Consider the following 13786-nt stretch of genomic DNA (forward strand, 5'->3'; position numbering starts at 1 on the left):
AGCAATGCCAGTATTCCATTCAAAGGTGGGCCGGACAGGCCTCCGTTCGGGGTACAAATGAGTTCGCCGAAGAGGCCCATTGTGGGCCTCCTCGGCGCCTTCGCCCCGAGATTGAGCCGTCTCGACGGAGGCCGCGGCGGCGTCAGCGCCAGCCGAGAGCGGGCGCGATGTGCGTCACGACCGACTCCAGCAGGTGGGCGTTGTAATCCACGCCGAGCTGGTTCGGGACGGTCAGGAGCAGAGTGTCGGCAGCCTCCACCGCAGCGTCGGTGCGCAGTTCTTCGACGAGGGCGTCCGGCTCGCCGACGTAGCTCTTGCCGAAGCGGGCGAGGCCGCCGTCGAGGTGCCCGACCTGGTCGCGGCGGTCGGCCTGGGCGGAGGCTCCGAAGTAGCGGCGGTCGAGGTCGTTGACGATGGGCATGATGCTGCGGCTGACGGAGACGCGGGGCTCCCGTTCCCAGCCGGCGGTGGCCCAGGCATCGCGGTAGAGCTGGATCTGCTCGGCCTGGAGGTCGGAGAAGGCGACGCCGGTGTCCTCCGTGAGGAGGGTGGAGCTCATCAGGTTCATGCCCTGCTCCGCCGTCCACACCGCGGTCTGCCGCGTGCCGGAACCCCACCAGATGCGATCGCCGAGTCCGGGGGACTGCGGCTCGATGGCGAGAGCGCCGGTGCGGCCGGTCATCTGCGGGTTCGCCTGCGCGATGCCCGCACCGGCGATCGCGGCGCGGAACAGCTCGGTGTGGCGGCGCGCGAGGTCCGCGTCGGTCTCGCCTCCGTCGGGCAGGTAGCCGAACGACTCGTACCCGCGCAGCGCGGTCTCGGGTGATCCGCGGCTCACGCCGAGCTGCAGTCGTCCTTCGCTGATGAGATCCGCCGCCGCGGCGTCCTCGGCCATGTACAGGGGGTGCTCGTAGCGCATGTCGATGACGCCGGTGCCGATCTCGATGCGGCTGGTGCGGGCGCCGATGGCGGCGAGGAGCGGGAACGGGGACGCCAGTTGCGGCGCGAAGTGGTGCACGCGGAAGAACGCGCCGTCGGCTCCCAGCTCCTCTGCGGCGACCGCGAGCTCGATGCTCTGACGGAGGGCGTCGCCCGCCGTCCGCACGACAGAGCCCGGCACCTCCTGGTAGTGGCCGAACGAGAGGAATCCGATCTTCTTCACACCGGGTCCAAGGCGGAGCGGCTCTCCCGTATTCCGCCTCGTGTGCCGGGCGTGGCCGATCGGCTGTGCGCCGCGTGCGCCGTGGAGCAACCCGAGGGGGCGGCGCCGGTCCGCTCAGTCGAGATAGGGCGCGAGCGCCATCTCCATCGCCGGCCGCGGCTTCGCGCCCACGATCGTCCCGACGGGCTCCCCGGCTCGGAACACCTTCATGAACGGGAGGGCGAGTGCGCGGTACTCGGCGGCGGTGCGCGGATTGTCGTCAGCGTTGATCTTCACGACCCGCAGGACGTCGGAGTGGTCGCGGGCGACCTGCTCGAGCACCGGCCCGAGGGCACGGCAGGGGCCGCACCACTCCGCCCAGAACTCGACCAGCGTGATGCCGGGCGCGGCGAGCACCTCGGCGGCGAAGGAGGCGTCGGTGACGCTGCGGATGAGGCTGTCGGTTGTCGTCATGTCGGCACGCTAAGCCCTGCCCCCGGCGGCAAGGTCAACCTGTGCGAGCATGGAACGCGGAGGTGCACATGGAGAGCCTGACCGAACAGCAGATCCGCGAGTCCTTCGTCAACTGCACGCGCAGCGAAGCCGACGACATGCCGCTGCCGCCCGGTATGCACGAGATCGACTGGTCGCGCCGGGAGTACCTCGGCTGGCGTGATCCGCGGCTCCCGCAGCGCGGCTACGTCGTCATCCCCACCGACGAGGGCCCGGTCGGCATACTGCTGCGCGCGTCGGAAGCGTCCATGCGATCGCACGCGCCGTCGATGTGCGGCTGGTGCCAAGACGTGCACTACCCGCGCGACGTCTACTTCTGGTCGGCGCGGCGCGCCGGCCAGGCGGGCCGCAACGGCGACACCGTCGGCACTCACGTGTGCGGAGAGTTCGAGTGCAGCGTGAACGTCCGCCGCACGCCGCCCCCGCAATTCATCGGGTTCGACGTGGACGCGGCCATCGCGGACCGCATCGCCGGTCTCGCCGAGCGCGCGCGGCGCTTCGCCGCCTCCGTCATCGGAGCCCGCATCTGAGGGGCCGTTCGTCGTGCCGCTGGTGGGACTCGAACCCACACGCCCTTCCGGACAAAGCATTTTGAGTGCTCCGCGTCTGCCATTCCGCCACAGCGGCGCACAACAACACCTGAACAATACCGTAGGCTTTCATGCGTGACTGACCAGGAAACCACCCCAACCGCCCCCCGCCGCGTCGTCGTGGCGGAGGACGAATCGCTGATCCGCCTCGACATCGTCGAGACCCTGCGCGACAACGGATTCGAGGTCGTTGGTGAGGCCGGAGACGGCGAGACCGCCGTCGCCTTGGCGACTGAGCTGCGCCCCGATCTGGTGATCATGGACGTCAAGATGCCGCAGCTCGACGGCATCTCGGCCGCCGAGCGCCTCTCGAAGGGCCACATCGCGCCCGTCGTCCTCCTCACGGCGTTCAGCCAGAAGGAGCTCGTCGAGCGGGCGACCGAGGCCGGAGCGCTGGCCTACGTCGTCAAGCCGTTCACGCCCAACGACCTCCTGCCCGCGATCGAGATCGCGCTCGCCCGCTACCAGCAGATCATCGCCCTCGAGGCGGAGGTCTCCGACATGGTGCAGCGGTTCGAGACCCGCAAGCTCGTGGACCGCGCGAAGGGCCTCCTCAACGAGAAGATGGGCCTGTCGGAGCCCGAGGCGTTCCGCTGGATCCAGAAGGCGTCGATGGATCGCCGCCTGACCATGCACGACGTGGCCCAGGCCATCATCGAGCAGCTCGCCGCCAAGAAGTAGCCGCTCCGCGCTGCCGCGGTCGCCCGCTCGGCGCCGCCCGCTCCGACGGTCGCCGCTCTGGGCGACTGCTGCTGTTCGGGACAGTTGCGGCGCGGCGCCGCACCGCAGCCGTCCCTGACGACCGCACTCGGCCGATCACTGCCGCTTGGAACGTGCGCTGCTGTTCGGGACGCGCGCGGCGCGGCGCCGGGACGCAGACGTCCCGAACGACCGCGCTCGTCACGAGGCGCGGCGGCGGAAGCCGCCTCAGCCGAGCTCCTTGATGAGATTCGTGATGCGGATGGTGGAGCAGCGCCGCCCCTGGTCGTCCGTCACCGCGATCTCGTGCGTCGTCAGCGTGCGGCCGAGGTGGACCGGCGTGCAGACGCCGGTGACGTATCCGCTAGTCGCGGAGCGCGTGTGCGACGCGTTGATCTCGATGCCGACGGCGAGCCGGCCGGCGCCCGCGTAGAGGTTGGCCGACATCGAGCCGAGGGACTCGCCGAGCACCACGTAGGCGCCGCCGTGCAGGAGGTCGGCGGGCTGCGTGTTCCCCGCGACGGGCATGCGCGCCACAGCCCGCTCGACCGTGAACTCGAGCATCTCGATGCCCATCTTCTCGGCCAGTGCGCCGAGTCCTCTCTGCTGCACGTACGCGAGCGCGTCCTCGGTCATCTGGGCCTTCCCTCACCGTCGTCGGTCGTCGCCTGGAGTGTCACCGCCGGCTTGTAGGCTGGTCCGGTGTCAGACTCCGAAAAGCCTACCCTTCTGATCATCGACGGCCATTCGCTGGCCTTCCGGGCGTTCTACGCCCTTCCGGTCGACAGTTTCGTCAACCGCGAGGGCCAGCACACGAACGCGATCCACGGCTTCATCGCGATGCTGATCAACCTGCTCCAGCAGCAGAAGCCGACCCACATCGCGGTGGCGTTCGACATCTCGCGCTACTCCTTCCGCACCCGCGAGTACCCGGAGTACAAGGGGACCCGCGGCGAGACGCCGCCCGAGTTCGCCGGCCAGGTGCCGCTGCTCGAGGAGGCCCTGCACGCGATGAACATCACGACCATCGCCAAGGAGGACTTCGAGGCCGACGACATCCTCGCGACGCTGGCGCGGCGCGGTGCGGAGGAGGGCTACCGCGTGCTGCTCGTCTCGGGGGATCGCGACACGATCCAGCTGGTCACCGACGAGGTCACGCTGCTGTACCCGAACGTCCGCGGCGTCTCCGAGCTGAAGGTCTACGACCCGGCGGCGGTGCGTGAGCGCTACGGCGTCGAGCCGCACCAGTACCCCGAGATCGCGGCGCTCGTCGGCGAGACGAGCGACAACCTGATCGGCATCGACAAAGTCGGCGAGAAGACCGCCGTCAAATGGGTGCAGCAGTACGGCACGGTGGAGAACATCGTGGCGCACGCCGACGAGATCAAGGGCGTCGTCGGGCAGAACCTCCGCGATCAGAAGGAGAACGCCCTCCGCAACCGCCGACTCAACAAGCTCCTCGACGACGTCGAGCTGCCCGTCGGTCCGGCCGACCTGGAGCGCAAGCCGCTCGACGAGGCCGCCGTGCGCGACATCTTCGCGCGCCTCCAGTTCAAGACGCTGCTCGACCGTCTGATGAAGACGGCGGCGGAGGAGGGGCTGCTCGACGGCTCCGCGTCCGTCGTCGACGCAGGAGACGCGGGCGCGGTCGGCGCGCCCGCCGTGCGAACGCTGGTCGACGAGGAGCTCGCGCACTGGCTGTCGAAGGCGTCCGCCGACGGCGCCCCGGTCGCGGTGCAGGTCGAGCTCGGGCCGGCCGGCGTCACCGGCTTCGGCCTCGCCTCCGCCGACGACTCCGTGTACGTGCCCTGGGTCGCCGACCGCAAGGACTACGAAGCGCTGGAGGCCTGGCTCGCGAGTCCGGCCCCGAAGCAGTTCTTCCACGCCAAGCCGCAGTTCAAGGCGTTGAGCCGCGCGGGCTTCGTCGTCGACGGGCTCGCATTCGACACCCGCGTCGCCTCCTGGCTGGTGAAGCCCGGCGCCGCGCCGCAGTCGCTCGCCGAGCAGGTCTACGAGGTGCTCGGCGAGACGCTCCCGGTCTCCGATCCGAACCAGCTCGTCCCGATGAACGACGCCGTCAGCCCGGCGACCGAGGCCTGGTACATCCACCGCGTCGCGGAGGGGCAGGCGATCGCGCTCGACCCGGGCACCCGCGCCGTGCTCGACGACATCGAGCTGCCGCTGGTCGCCGTGCTCGCCGAGATGGAGCTCACCGGCGTCGCCATCGACTCCGCGGTGCTCGCGCGACTGCGCGGCCAGCTCACGGACAAGGCCAACGACTTCGCCGCCCAGGCCTACGCCGAGATCGGCCACGAGATCAACCTCGGCTCCCCGAAGCAGCTCCAGCAGGTGCTCTTCGAGGAGCTGCAGATGCCGAAGACCCGCGCCACCAAGACCGGGTTCTCGACCGACGCCGCCTCGCTCGCCGACCTGCAGGAGAAGAACCCGCACCCGTTCCTGGGCCTGCTGCTGCAGCACCGTGACGCGACCAAGCTCAAGCAGATCGTCGAGACCCTGGAGCGCTCGGTCACCGGCGACAGCCGCATCCACACGACCTACGACCAGACCGGCACCTCCACCGGCCGCATCTCGTCGAACGATCCGAACCTCCAGAACATCCCGATCCGCACCGAGGAGGGGCGCGAGATCCGTTCCGCGTTCACCGCGGGCGCCGAGTACGAGACGCTGCTGACCGCCGACTACTCGCAGATCGAGATGCGGATCATGGCGCACCTCTCCGAAGACCCGGGCCTGATCGAGGCGTTCAATGCGGGGGAGGACCTCCACCGTTTCGTGGGCGCCCGCGTCTTCGGCGTCGAGCCCGCCGACGTCACGCCGCTCATGCGGACGAAGGTCAAGGCGATGTCCTACGGCCTGGCGTACGGGCTGAGCGCCTTCGGGCTCTCCAAGCAGCTCCGCATCGAGACCGCCGAGGCCCGCCAGCTGATGGGCGGCTACTTCGAGCGCTTCGGCGCGGTGCGCGACTATCTGCGCGACGTGGTGGAGCAGGCGCGCGTCGACGGGTACACCGAGACGATCTTCGGCCGCCGCCGGCCGTTCGCCGATCTGACCTCCACCAATCGCGTGCTGCGCGAGAACGCCGAGCGTCAGGCGCTCAACGCGCCCATCCAGGGCTCTGCGGCGGACATCATGAAGATCGCCATGCTCGGCATCGCGGGCGACATCATCGACCAGGGCCTCCAGTCACGCATGCTGCTGCAGGTGCACGACGAGCTCATCTTCGAGGTCGCGCCGGGCGAGTGGGATGCGCTGGCGGCCGTCGTGCAGTCCCGGATGTCCGGCGCCGCGGACCTCCGCGTGCCGCTCGACGTGCAGGTGGGCCGCGGAGCCAACTGGGACGCCGCGGGCCACTGACCGGTGGCGTGCTCCCGGCTAGGCTCGGAGCATGACGAACGCAGAGAAGCGCGAACCCACGCCGATCGACACGATCGCAGAGGCGTGGGTCGACACCCAGCTCGAGCTGTACCCCGAGTTCCATGTCTGGCTCGGCCGACCCGGCCGCGAGGGCGAGTACGCGGACTACTCGCCGGCCGGCGCCGAGACCGCCGTCGCGAAGGTGAAGGAGTCCCTCGCGGCCATCCGGGCCGCGGAGCCCGTCGACGAGATCGATCGCATCACGAAGCTCGACCTCACCCGCGAGCTCGAGCTCACGGTCGAGAAGCACGAGGCCGGCTTCGCCCAGCGCGACCTCAACGTGATCGCGTCGCCGGCGCAGGAGCTGCGTGACATCTTCGACCTGGTCCCCACCGACACGGAGGACGACTGGGCCAACGTCGCGAAGCGCCTGCACAACCTCCCGGCCGCGATGGACGGCTACATCGAGACCCTGCGCAGCGGCATCGCCGCCGGCAACGTGCCCGCCATCCGCCAGGTTCGTGAGGTGCTCGCCCAGGCCAACAAGCAGGTGGCGGACACCGGCTTCTTCTTCGAGCTGACCTCGGGAGCGAAGACGGCCGGCGGCGACCTGCCCGCGTCGCTCGCCGCCGACCTCGCCGCCGGCGCGAAGGAGTCGGCGGGCGCCTACGCGAAGCTCGCCGACTTCCTGGAGAACGAGCTCGCCTCCCACGCTCCGGAGAAGGATGCGGTCGGGCGGGAGCTGTATGCGCTCGCCTCCCGCAGCTTCCTCGGCGCGACCGTCGACCTCGACGAGACCTACGAGTGGGGCATCGAGGAGCTCGCGCGCATGGTCGCCGAGCAGGAGGCCATCGCGAAGGAGATCAAGCCCGGTGCGAGCGTGCACGAGGCCATCGCCTTCCTCGACGGCGACCCCACCCGCAAGCTCCACGGCACCGACGCGCTGCAGAAGTGGATGCAGGAGACCAGCGACCGCGCGATCGAGGAGCTCGGCAAGTCGCACTTCGACATCCCGACCGAGATCCGCCGTCTCGAGTGCATGATCGCCCCGACGCAGGAGGGCGGCATCTACTACACCGGCCCGAGCGACGACTTCGCCCGCGCCGGGCGCATGTGGTGGAGCGTCCCGGAGGGCGTCACCGAGTTCGACACCTGGCGCGAGCTCACGACGGTGTACCACGAGGGTGTCCCCGGACACCACCTGCAGATCGCCCAGGCGACCTACAACAAGGCGCAGCTGAACTCCTGGCGACGCATCGCGGGCACGTCGGGCCACGCCGAGGGATGGGCGCTCTACGCGGAGCGTCTGATGGAGCAGCTCGGCTACCTCGACGACCCGGCCGACCGGCTCGGGATGCTCGACGGCCAGCGGATGCGCGCGGCCCGGGTGGTGCTCGACATCGGCGTGCACCTCGAGAAGCAGCTGCCCGACGGCTCGGGCCCGTGGACCGGTGAGTACGCGTTCGAGTTCCTGGGCCAGAACGTCAACATGAACGACGGCTTCGTGCGGTTCGAGGTCAACCGCTACCTCGGCTGGCCGGGGCAGGCGCCGTCGTACAAGATCGGCCAGCGCATCTGGGAGCAGCTGCGCGACGAGTACGCGCGCCGCGAGGGCGCCGCGTTCGACATCAAGGCCTTCCACAAGAAGGCCCTCGACATCGGGGGCGTCGGTCTCGACACGCTGAAGTCGGCGCTGCTCGACTGAGCGGGGAGGAACCGCCGCCACGGCCGGGACGCGTCCGACGCGCCCCGGCCGTGGCGTCTCCGGCGCGGGTTGCTGCGCACGCCTCCGGCTGGGTAGACTAGACCGTCACTTGTGTGACATCCACATTCACCTGCCGTTCGCGGGAAACACGACTTCGAGTTCGCGTCCGGCCTGATTTCTGTCCATTACGGAGCATCCACTACATGACAACCGCAACGACCGACAAGGCGCCGAAGCAGGTCGCCGTCAACGACATCGGGTCCGCAGAGGACTTTCTTGCCGCGGTCGAAAAGACGCTGAAGTTCTTCAACGACGGAGACCTCATCGAGGGCACCGTCGTCAAGATCGACCGCGACGAGGTCCTCCTCGACGTCGGCTACAAGACCGAGGGTGTCATCCCCTCGCGCGAGCTTTCCATCAAGCACGACGTCGACCCCACCGAGGTCGTCGAGGTCGGCGACACCGTCGAGGCGCTCGTTCTCCAGAAGGAGGACAAGGAAGGCCGCCTCATCCTGTCCAAGAAGCGTGCGCAGTACGAGCGCGCGTGGGGCGACGTGGAGAAGATCAAGGAGGCCGACGGTGTCGTCACCGGTACGGTCATCGAGGTCGTCAAGGGTGGTCTCATCGTGGACATCGGTCTGCGCGGCTTCCTCCCGGCTTCGCTCATCGAGCTGCGCCGCGTCCGCGACCTGACCCCGTACCTGGGCCAGGAGATCGAGGCCAAGATCCTCGAGCTGGACAAGAACCGCAACAACGTCGTGCTCTCGCGCCGCGCCCTGCTCGAGCAGACGCAGTCCGAGTCGCGCACCACGTTCCTCAACAACCTGCACAAGGGCCAAGTCCGCAAGGGCGTCGTGTCCTCGATCGTCAACTTCGGTGCGTTCGTGGACCTCGGCGGCGTCGACGGCCTCGTGCACGTCTCCGAGCTGTCCTGGAAGCACATCGAGCACGCGTCCGAGGTCGTCGAGGTCGGCCAGGAGGTCACCGTCGAGATCCTCGAGGTCGACCTGGACCGCGAGCGCGTCTCGCTGTCTCTCAAGGCCACCCAGGAAGACCCGTGGCAGGTGTTCGCCCGCACCCACGCGATCGGTCAGGTCGCGCCGGGCAAGGTCACGAAGCTCGTCCCGTTCGGTGCGTTCGTCCGCGTCGCGGACGGCATCGAGGGTCTGGTGCACATCTCCGAGCTCTCCGGCAAGCACGTCGAGCTCGCGGAGCAGGTCGTGTCGGTCGGCGACGAGGTCTTCGTCAAGGTCATCGACATCGACCTGGAGCGCCGCCGCATCTCGCTCAGCCTCAAGCAGGCCAACGAGGGCGTCGACCCCGAGGGCACCGAGTTCGACCCGGCCCTCTACGGCATGGTCACCGAGTACGACGACCAGGGGAACTACAAGTACCCCGAGGGCTTCGACCCGGAGACCAACGAGTGGAAGGAAGGCTTCGAGACCCAGCGCGACGAGTGGGAGCAGCAGTACGCCGCCGCTCAGGCCCGCTGGGAGGCGCACAAGCGCCAGGTCGCCAAGGGCCTGGAGGAGGCCGCCGCCGACAGCGGCACCTCGTCCTACTCGAGCGAGACCGGCAACGGCGGCACGCTCGCCGATGACGAGTCCCTCGCCGCCCTGCGCGAGAAGCTCAGCTCCAACAACTGAGTCCGTCCACTCGGAGCATGTCTCACCGGACGGCCGGTCCCCTCGGGGGCCGGCCGTCCGGCCGTTAAGCTGGACGCGTGCAGCTGATCGGACTCACCGGCGGGATCGCCTCCGGCAAATCGACCATCGCCTCCCGTCTCGCCGAGCACGGCGCCGTGATCGTGGATGCGGACCGCATCGCCCGGGAGGTCGTCGAGCCCGGCCGGCCGGCCCTGGCGGCCATCGCCGAGCGGTTCGGGCCCGGGGTGATCGCGGCCGACGGCAGCCTCGACCGGCCGGCGCTGGGGGCGATCGTGTTCGCGGACGAGGAGTCGCGGCTCGCTCTCAACGAGATCACGCATCCCGCCGTGCTCGCCGAGTCCACGGCGCGCTTCGCCGCGGCCGGGGCGGCGGATCCGGACGCGATCGTCGTCTACGACGTGCCCCTGCTCGTCGAGTCGGCCAACGAGTACCCGTTCGACCTCGTCGTCGTGGCCCACGCCGTCGCACCGACCCGCGTCGAGCGCCTGGTCGCCCTGCGGGGGATGGACCGGGCCGAGGCCGAGCGTCGCATCGGAGCGCAGGCTACTGACGAGGAGCGGCTCGCCATCGCCGACGTCGTGATCGACACCGACGGCAGCCTCGAGCACACGCGCGAGCAGGTCGACGCGCTGTGGGAGCGGCTGCGGTCGCGCGACTCGGGGTGAGCGCCGGGCGCGTTCCGCTCTGAGCGAGAGCAGGCCGCGGTGTCGGTGGTCCGTCCTAGGCTGGATGTCATGGAACCCACGCGCGCCGTCCGTCCCTTCGAGGTCGTCAGCGAATACGCCCCGAGCGGGGACCAGCCGCAGGCGATCGCCGAGCTCGCCGGCCGCATCAACGCGGGGGAGACCGATGTGGTGCTCCTCGGCGCGACGGGCACCGGCAAGTCGGCGACGACCGCGTGGCTGATCGAGCAGGTGCAGCGGCCCACCCTCGTCCTCGCGCACAACAAGACTCTCGCGGCACAGCTCGCCAACGAGTTCCGGGAGCTGCTGCCGAACAACGCCGTCGAGTATTTCGTCTCGTACTACGACTACTACCAGCCCGAGGCCTACGTGCCGCAGACGGACACGTTCATCGAGAAGGACTCCTCGATCAACGCGGAGGTCGAGCGCCTGCGCCACTCGACGACGAACTCGCTGCTCAGCCGGCGCGACGTGGTGGTCGTGTCGACGGTGTCCTGCATCTACGGCCTCGGCGCGGCGGAGGAATACCTCGAGGCGATGGTCGCGCTCCAGGTGGGCCAGACCATCGGACGCGACGCGCTCATCCGGCGGTTCGTCAACATGCAGTACGAGCGCAACGATGTCGACTTCTCGCGCGGCAAGTTCCGCGTGCGCGGTGACACGATCGAGATCATCCCGGTCTACGAGGAGCACGCCGTGCGGATCGAGATGTTCGGCGACGAGATCGAGGCGCTGTACACGCTGCACCCCCTCACCGGCAACGTGATCTCGAAGATGGACGCGGTGTCCGTCTTCCCCGCGACGCACTACGCGGCCAGCCCGGTCACCATGCAGCGCGCCATCGGAACGATCCAGACCGAGCTGCACGACCGGCTGGTCGAGCTGGAGCGCGAGGGCAAGCTGCTGGAGGCCCAGCGCCTCCGCATGCGCACGCAGTTCGACCTCGAGATGATGGAGCAGATCGGCTTCTGCTCCGGCATCGAGAACTACTCGCGCCACATCGACGGCCGGCAGCCCGGGGAGGCGCCGAACTGCCTGCTGGACTACTTCCCGGACGACTTCCTCGTCGTGATCGACGAGTCGCACGTGACCGTCCCCCAGATCGGCGCGATGTACGAGGGCGACGCGTCCCGCAAGCGCACCCTGGTGGAGCACGGCTTCCGGCTCCCGAGCGCGCTCGACAACCGGCCGCTGCGCTGGAACGAGTTCAAGGACCGCGTGGGCCAGACCGTCTATCTCTCGGCCACCCCGGGGCAGTACGAGCTGGGGATCGCCGACGGCGTCGTCGAGCAGATCATCCGCCCGACCGGGCTCGTCGACCCGCAGATCGTCGTCAAGCCGACGAAGGGGCAGATCGACGATCTGCTCGAGGAGATCCGGGTGCGCGTCGAGCGCGACGAGCGCATCCTCGTCACGACGCTCACGAAGAAGATGGCGGAGGAGCTCACCGACTTCCTCGCCGAGGCCGGCGTGCGCGTGCGGTACCTCCATTCCGACGTCGACACGCTGCGGCGCGTCGAACTGCTGACCGAGCTGCGTGCCGGCGTCTACGACGTGCTGGTGGGCATCAACCTGCTGCGCGAGGGCCTCGACCTGCCCGAGGTGTCGCTGGTCGCGATCCTCGACGCGGACAAGGAGGGGTTCCTGCGGTCGTCGACCTCGCTCATCCAGACCATCGGCCGCGCAGCCCGCAACGTGTCGGGCGAGGTGCACATGTACGCGGACGTGCTCACCGACTCGATGCAGCGCGCGATCGAGGAGACTGATCGGCGTCGCGACAAGCAGCTGGAGTACAACCGGGTCAATGGCATCGACCCGCAGCCGTTGCGCAAGCGCATCGCCGACATCACCGACGTGCTCGCCCGTGAGGAGGCCGATACCGCTCGGATGCTCGCGGGACGCGAGCAGAAGCGCAAGAGCCCGACGCCGAACCTCCGCAACGGAGGCATCGCCGCGCAGGGCGCCGCAGAGCTCGAAGGTCTCATCGCCGATCTCAACCAGCAGATGCTCGCCGCGGCGGGCGAACTCAAGTTCGAGTTGGCGGCACGCCTGCGCGACGAGCTCTCCGACCTCAAGCGGGATCTGCGCCAGATGGAGAAGGCCGGGCACCTGGGCTGAGATCCGCCTCGTCGACCGGGCAGTCCGCGAGCGCGCTACGGTGGCAGGGTGAGCTCGAAGGCGGCGTGGCAGCGGTGGGTCGTCCCTGGCGCGGGCGCACTGCTGCTCGCGGTGGCGGCCGTCGCAGTGAGCTCGCAGGGGCCTCCCGTGTTCAGTGGCCCGCGTATCGGCCTGTCCGACGCAGATCTCGGGCCGCGGCCCGGTGTCACCGACGCCGTGACCGGCACTCCCGGGCCGCGGGACACCGGTCGGGTCGTCCAGGTCGACCTGTCCTGGGTCGTGGTCGCCCTCGTCGCGCTCGCGGCCGTGCTCGTCCTTGCGCTCGTCTGGCGGTACCTGCGCCGGCGGATGGCGGACCGGGCCGCGCCCTCGGCCCCGCTGCTCGGGGCCGTGACGGACGGCGAGCTGCCGCCGGCCGCCGACGAGCCTCGGCCGGAGCCCGTCCGTCGCGGGCTGGACCGCGCACTCGCGGAACTGGACGCGCCGAGGGATCCCCGCGACGCCATCGAGCGCGCCTGGCTGGGCCTGGAGGAGGGCGCCTCCGACTCCGGCGTCCGGCGGTTGCCCGCCGAGACCCCCGCGGAGTTCGTCGCCCGCGTTGTCGCCAGGGTCGCAGCCGATGCGACGGCAGCGCGCTCGCTGCTCGGCGTGTACCAGCGCGTGCGGTTCGGGACACGTCCCGCGACGGACGCAGACGTGGCGGACGCCCGCGCCGCTCTGGAGTCGCTGCGCGCGTCATGGCTGGCGACGCGGGCCGGCGCACGCTCGCAGGAGGCCCGGTGAGACCGCCACGGGCCGGGCGCCGGATCGCCGGCTGCGGTGCGCTCGGACTGATCGTCGGCGTCGCCGCCTGGCTTCTCGGGATGGACGCGCCGCACGCGATCGGGGCCGGAGCGGTCGTCGCGGCGCTCGCGTGTGTCCTGGCGCTCGTGGGCTCTCAGGGGGAGGTCTCGTGGGCCGTCCCCGCGCCCGAGCCGCGCCCCGGCGCGCGGCGCGATGTCGTTCAGCTCGGCTGGTCCATCGCGGCCCGCTCCCGCGGTCTCCGCGCCGGGCGCGTCTCGCCCGACGCCGTCCGGAGGCTCCGGGCGCTCGCGACCGAGTGTCTCGCCCTCCGCGGCGTGGCGCTCGACGACCCCGCGTCGGCGGCGGAGGTCGCCCGTCTGCTCGGCGACGACGCCCTTCCCATCCTGCGGCGCGGGAGCGGCGAGTCGCCGAGCACGGCCGCCTACGCATCCCTGCTCGCCCGTCTCGAGGCGCTCGCCCCGGTGACGGACCACGGGGGCGGCTGAGCGGAG

Annotated in this window: 12 protein-coding genes and 1 tRNA gene; 9 read left to right on the forward strand and 4 right to left on the reverse strand. The window is 70.1% G+C overall.

What is annotated here, in order from left to right; translation table 11 throughout:
* Nucleotides 1-142 precede the first annotated feature (142 nt).
* Entirely contained in the window at nucleotides 143-1162 is a 1020-nt protein-coding gene (locus tag LLS1_RS10060; protein WP_226655205.1) for an LLM class flavin-dependent oxidoreductase, read from the reverse strand.
* Nucleotides 1163-1276: 114 nt separating this feature from the next.
* Nucleotides 1277-1615: a co-chaperone YbbN gene (locus LLS1_RS10065; RefSeq protein WP_226655207.1), complete on the reverse strand. Its 339-nt coding sequence runs from the start codon at nucleotides 1613-1615 to the stop codon at nucleotides 1277-1279.
* A gap of 68 nt (nucleotides 1616-1683) precedes the next feature.
* Here LLS1_RS10065 and LLS1_RS10070 point away from each other — a divergent pair, with 68 nt between their 5' ends.
* Nucleotides 1684-2184, forward strand: a complete 501-nt coding sequence (locus LLS1_RS10070; protein ID WP_223356646.1) for an FBP domain-containing protein — start codon at nucleotides 1684-1686, stop codon at nucleotides 2182-2184.
* Between the two features lie 14 nt (nucleotides 2185-2198).
* On the opposite strand, the gene LLS1_RS10075 is transcribed toward LLS1_RS10070, so the two are convergent.
* A tRNA-Leu gene (locus LLS1_RS10075) sits at nucleotides 2199-2281 on the reverse strand.
* Between the two features lie 38 nt (nucleotides 2282-2319).
* Between LLS1_RS10075 and LLS1_RS10080 the strand changes: the two genes are divergently transcribed.
* Entirely contained in the window at nucleotides 2320-2925 is a 606-nt protein-coding gene (locus LLS1_RS10080; RefSeq protein ID WP_025155760.1) for an ANTAR domain-containing response regulator, read from the forward strand.
* Nucleotides 2926-3171: 246 nt separating this feature from the next.
* Here the strand turns inward: LLS1_RS10080 and LLS1_RS10085 are convergent, their stop codons facing one another.
* Nucleotides 3172-3579 (reverse strand): hotdog fold thioesterase, encoded by a 408-nt coding sequence (locus tag LLS1_RS10085; protein ID WP_223356644.1) that lies wholly within the window; start codon nucleotides 3577-3579, stop codon nucleotides 3172-3174.
* 66 nt (nucleotides 3580-3645) lie between these two features.
* On the opposite strand from LLS1_RS10085, the gene polA reads away from it, so the two are divergent.
* From polA to LLS1_RS10120, 7 genes are all read left to right on the forward strand, one after another.
* The gene (gene polA, locus LLS1_RS10090) at nucleotides 3646-6318 is read left to right on the forward strand and encodes a DNA polymerase I (protein ID WP_226655209.1); all 2673 of its coding nucleotides are present in this window, start codon (nucleotides 3646-3648) and stop codon (nucleotides 6316-6318) included.
* A 31-nt stretch (nucleotides 6319-6349) separates the two neighbouring features.
* A complete protein-coding gene (locus tag LLS1_RS10095; RefSeq protein WP_226655211.1) occupies nucleotides 6350-8023 on the forward strand; it encodes a DUF885 domain-containing protein in 1674 nt (557 codons plus the stop codon).
* A gap of 203 nt (nucleotides 8024-8226) precedes the next feature.
* Nucleotides 8227-9669, forward strand: a complete 1443-nt coding sequence (gene rpsA / locus LLS1_RS10100) for a 30S ribosomal protein S1 (protein WP_223356630.1) — start codon at nucleotides 8227-8229, stop codon at nucleotides 9667-9669.
* A gap of 77 nt (nucleotides 9670-9746) precedes the next feature.
* Nucleotides 9747-10355, forward strand: a complete 609-nt coding sequence (coaE, locus tag LLS1_RS10105; RefSeq protein ID WP_226655213.1) for a dephospho-CoA kinase — start codon at nucleotides 9747-9749, stop codon at nucleotides 10353-10355.
* 69 nt (nucleotides 10356-10424) lie between these two features.
* Nucleotides 10425-12491 carry an excinuclease ABC subunit UvrB gene (uvrB, locus tag LLS1_RS10110; protein WP_223356625.1) on the forward strand — a complete coding sequence of 689 codons (2067 nt, stop codon included), beginning with the start codon at nucleotides 10425-10427 and terminating at the stop codon, nucleotides 12489-12491.
* A gap of 48 nt (nucleotides 12492-12539) precedes the next feature.
* Entirely contained in the window at nucleotides 12540-13274 is a 735-nt protein-coding gene (locus LLS1_RS10115; protein WP_226655215.1) for a DUF4129 domain-containing protein, read from the forward strand.
* Nucleotides 13271-13780: a hypothetical protein gene (locus LLS1_RS10120; protein ID WP_226655217.1), complete on the forward strand. Its 510-nt coding sequence runs from the start codon at nucleotides 13271-13273 to the stop codon at nucleotides 13778-13780. Before LLS1_RS10115 ends, LLS1_RS10120 begins: the two co-directional genes overlap by 4 nt.
* The last annotated feature ends 6 nt before the right edge of the window (nucleotides 13781-13786 follow it).

Source organism: Leifsonia sp. LS1 (genome assembly GCF_020521355.1).
Classification (GTDB): Bacteria; Actinomycetota; Actinomycetes; order Actinomycetales; family Microbacteriaceae; genus Leifsonia.

Coding starts and splice junctions, on each gene's coding strand:
- LLS1_RS10065 (WP_226655207.1), bottom strand. CDS start 1,615: ATGACGACAACCGACAGCCTCATCCGCAGCGTCACCGACGCCTCCTTC.
- LLS1_RS10070 (WP_223356646.1), top strand. CDS start 1,684: ATGGAGAGCCTGACCGAACAGCAGATCCGCGAGTCCTTCGTCAACTGC.
- LLS1_RS10085 (WP_223356644.1), bottom strand. CDS start 3,579: ATGACCGAGGACGCGCTCGCGTACGTGCAGCAGAGAGGACTCGGCGCA.
- LLS1_RS10095 (WP_226655211.1), top strand. CDS start 6,350: ATGACGAACGCAGAGAAGCGCGAACCCACGCCGATCGACACGATCGCA.
- rpsA (WP_223356630.1), top strand. CDS start 8,227: ATGACAACCGCAACGACCGACAAGGCGCCGAAGCAGGTCGCCGTCAAC.
- uvrB (WP_223356625.1), top strand. CDS start 10,425: ATGGAACCCACGCGCGCCGTCCGTCCCTTCGAGGTCGTCAGCGAATAC.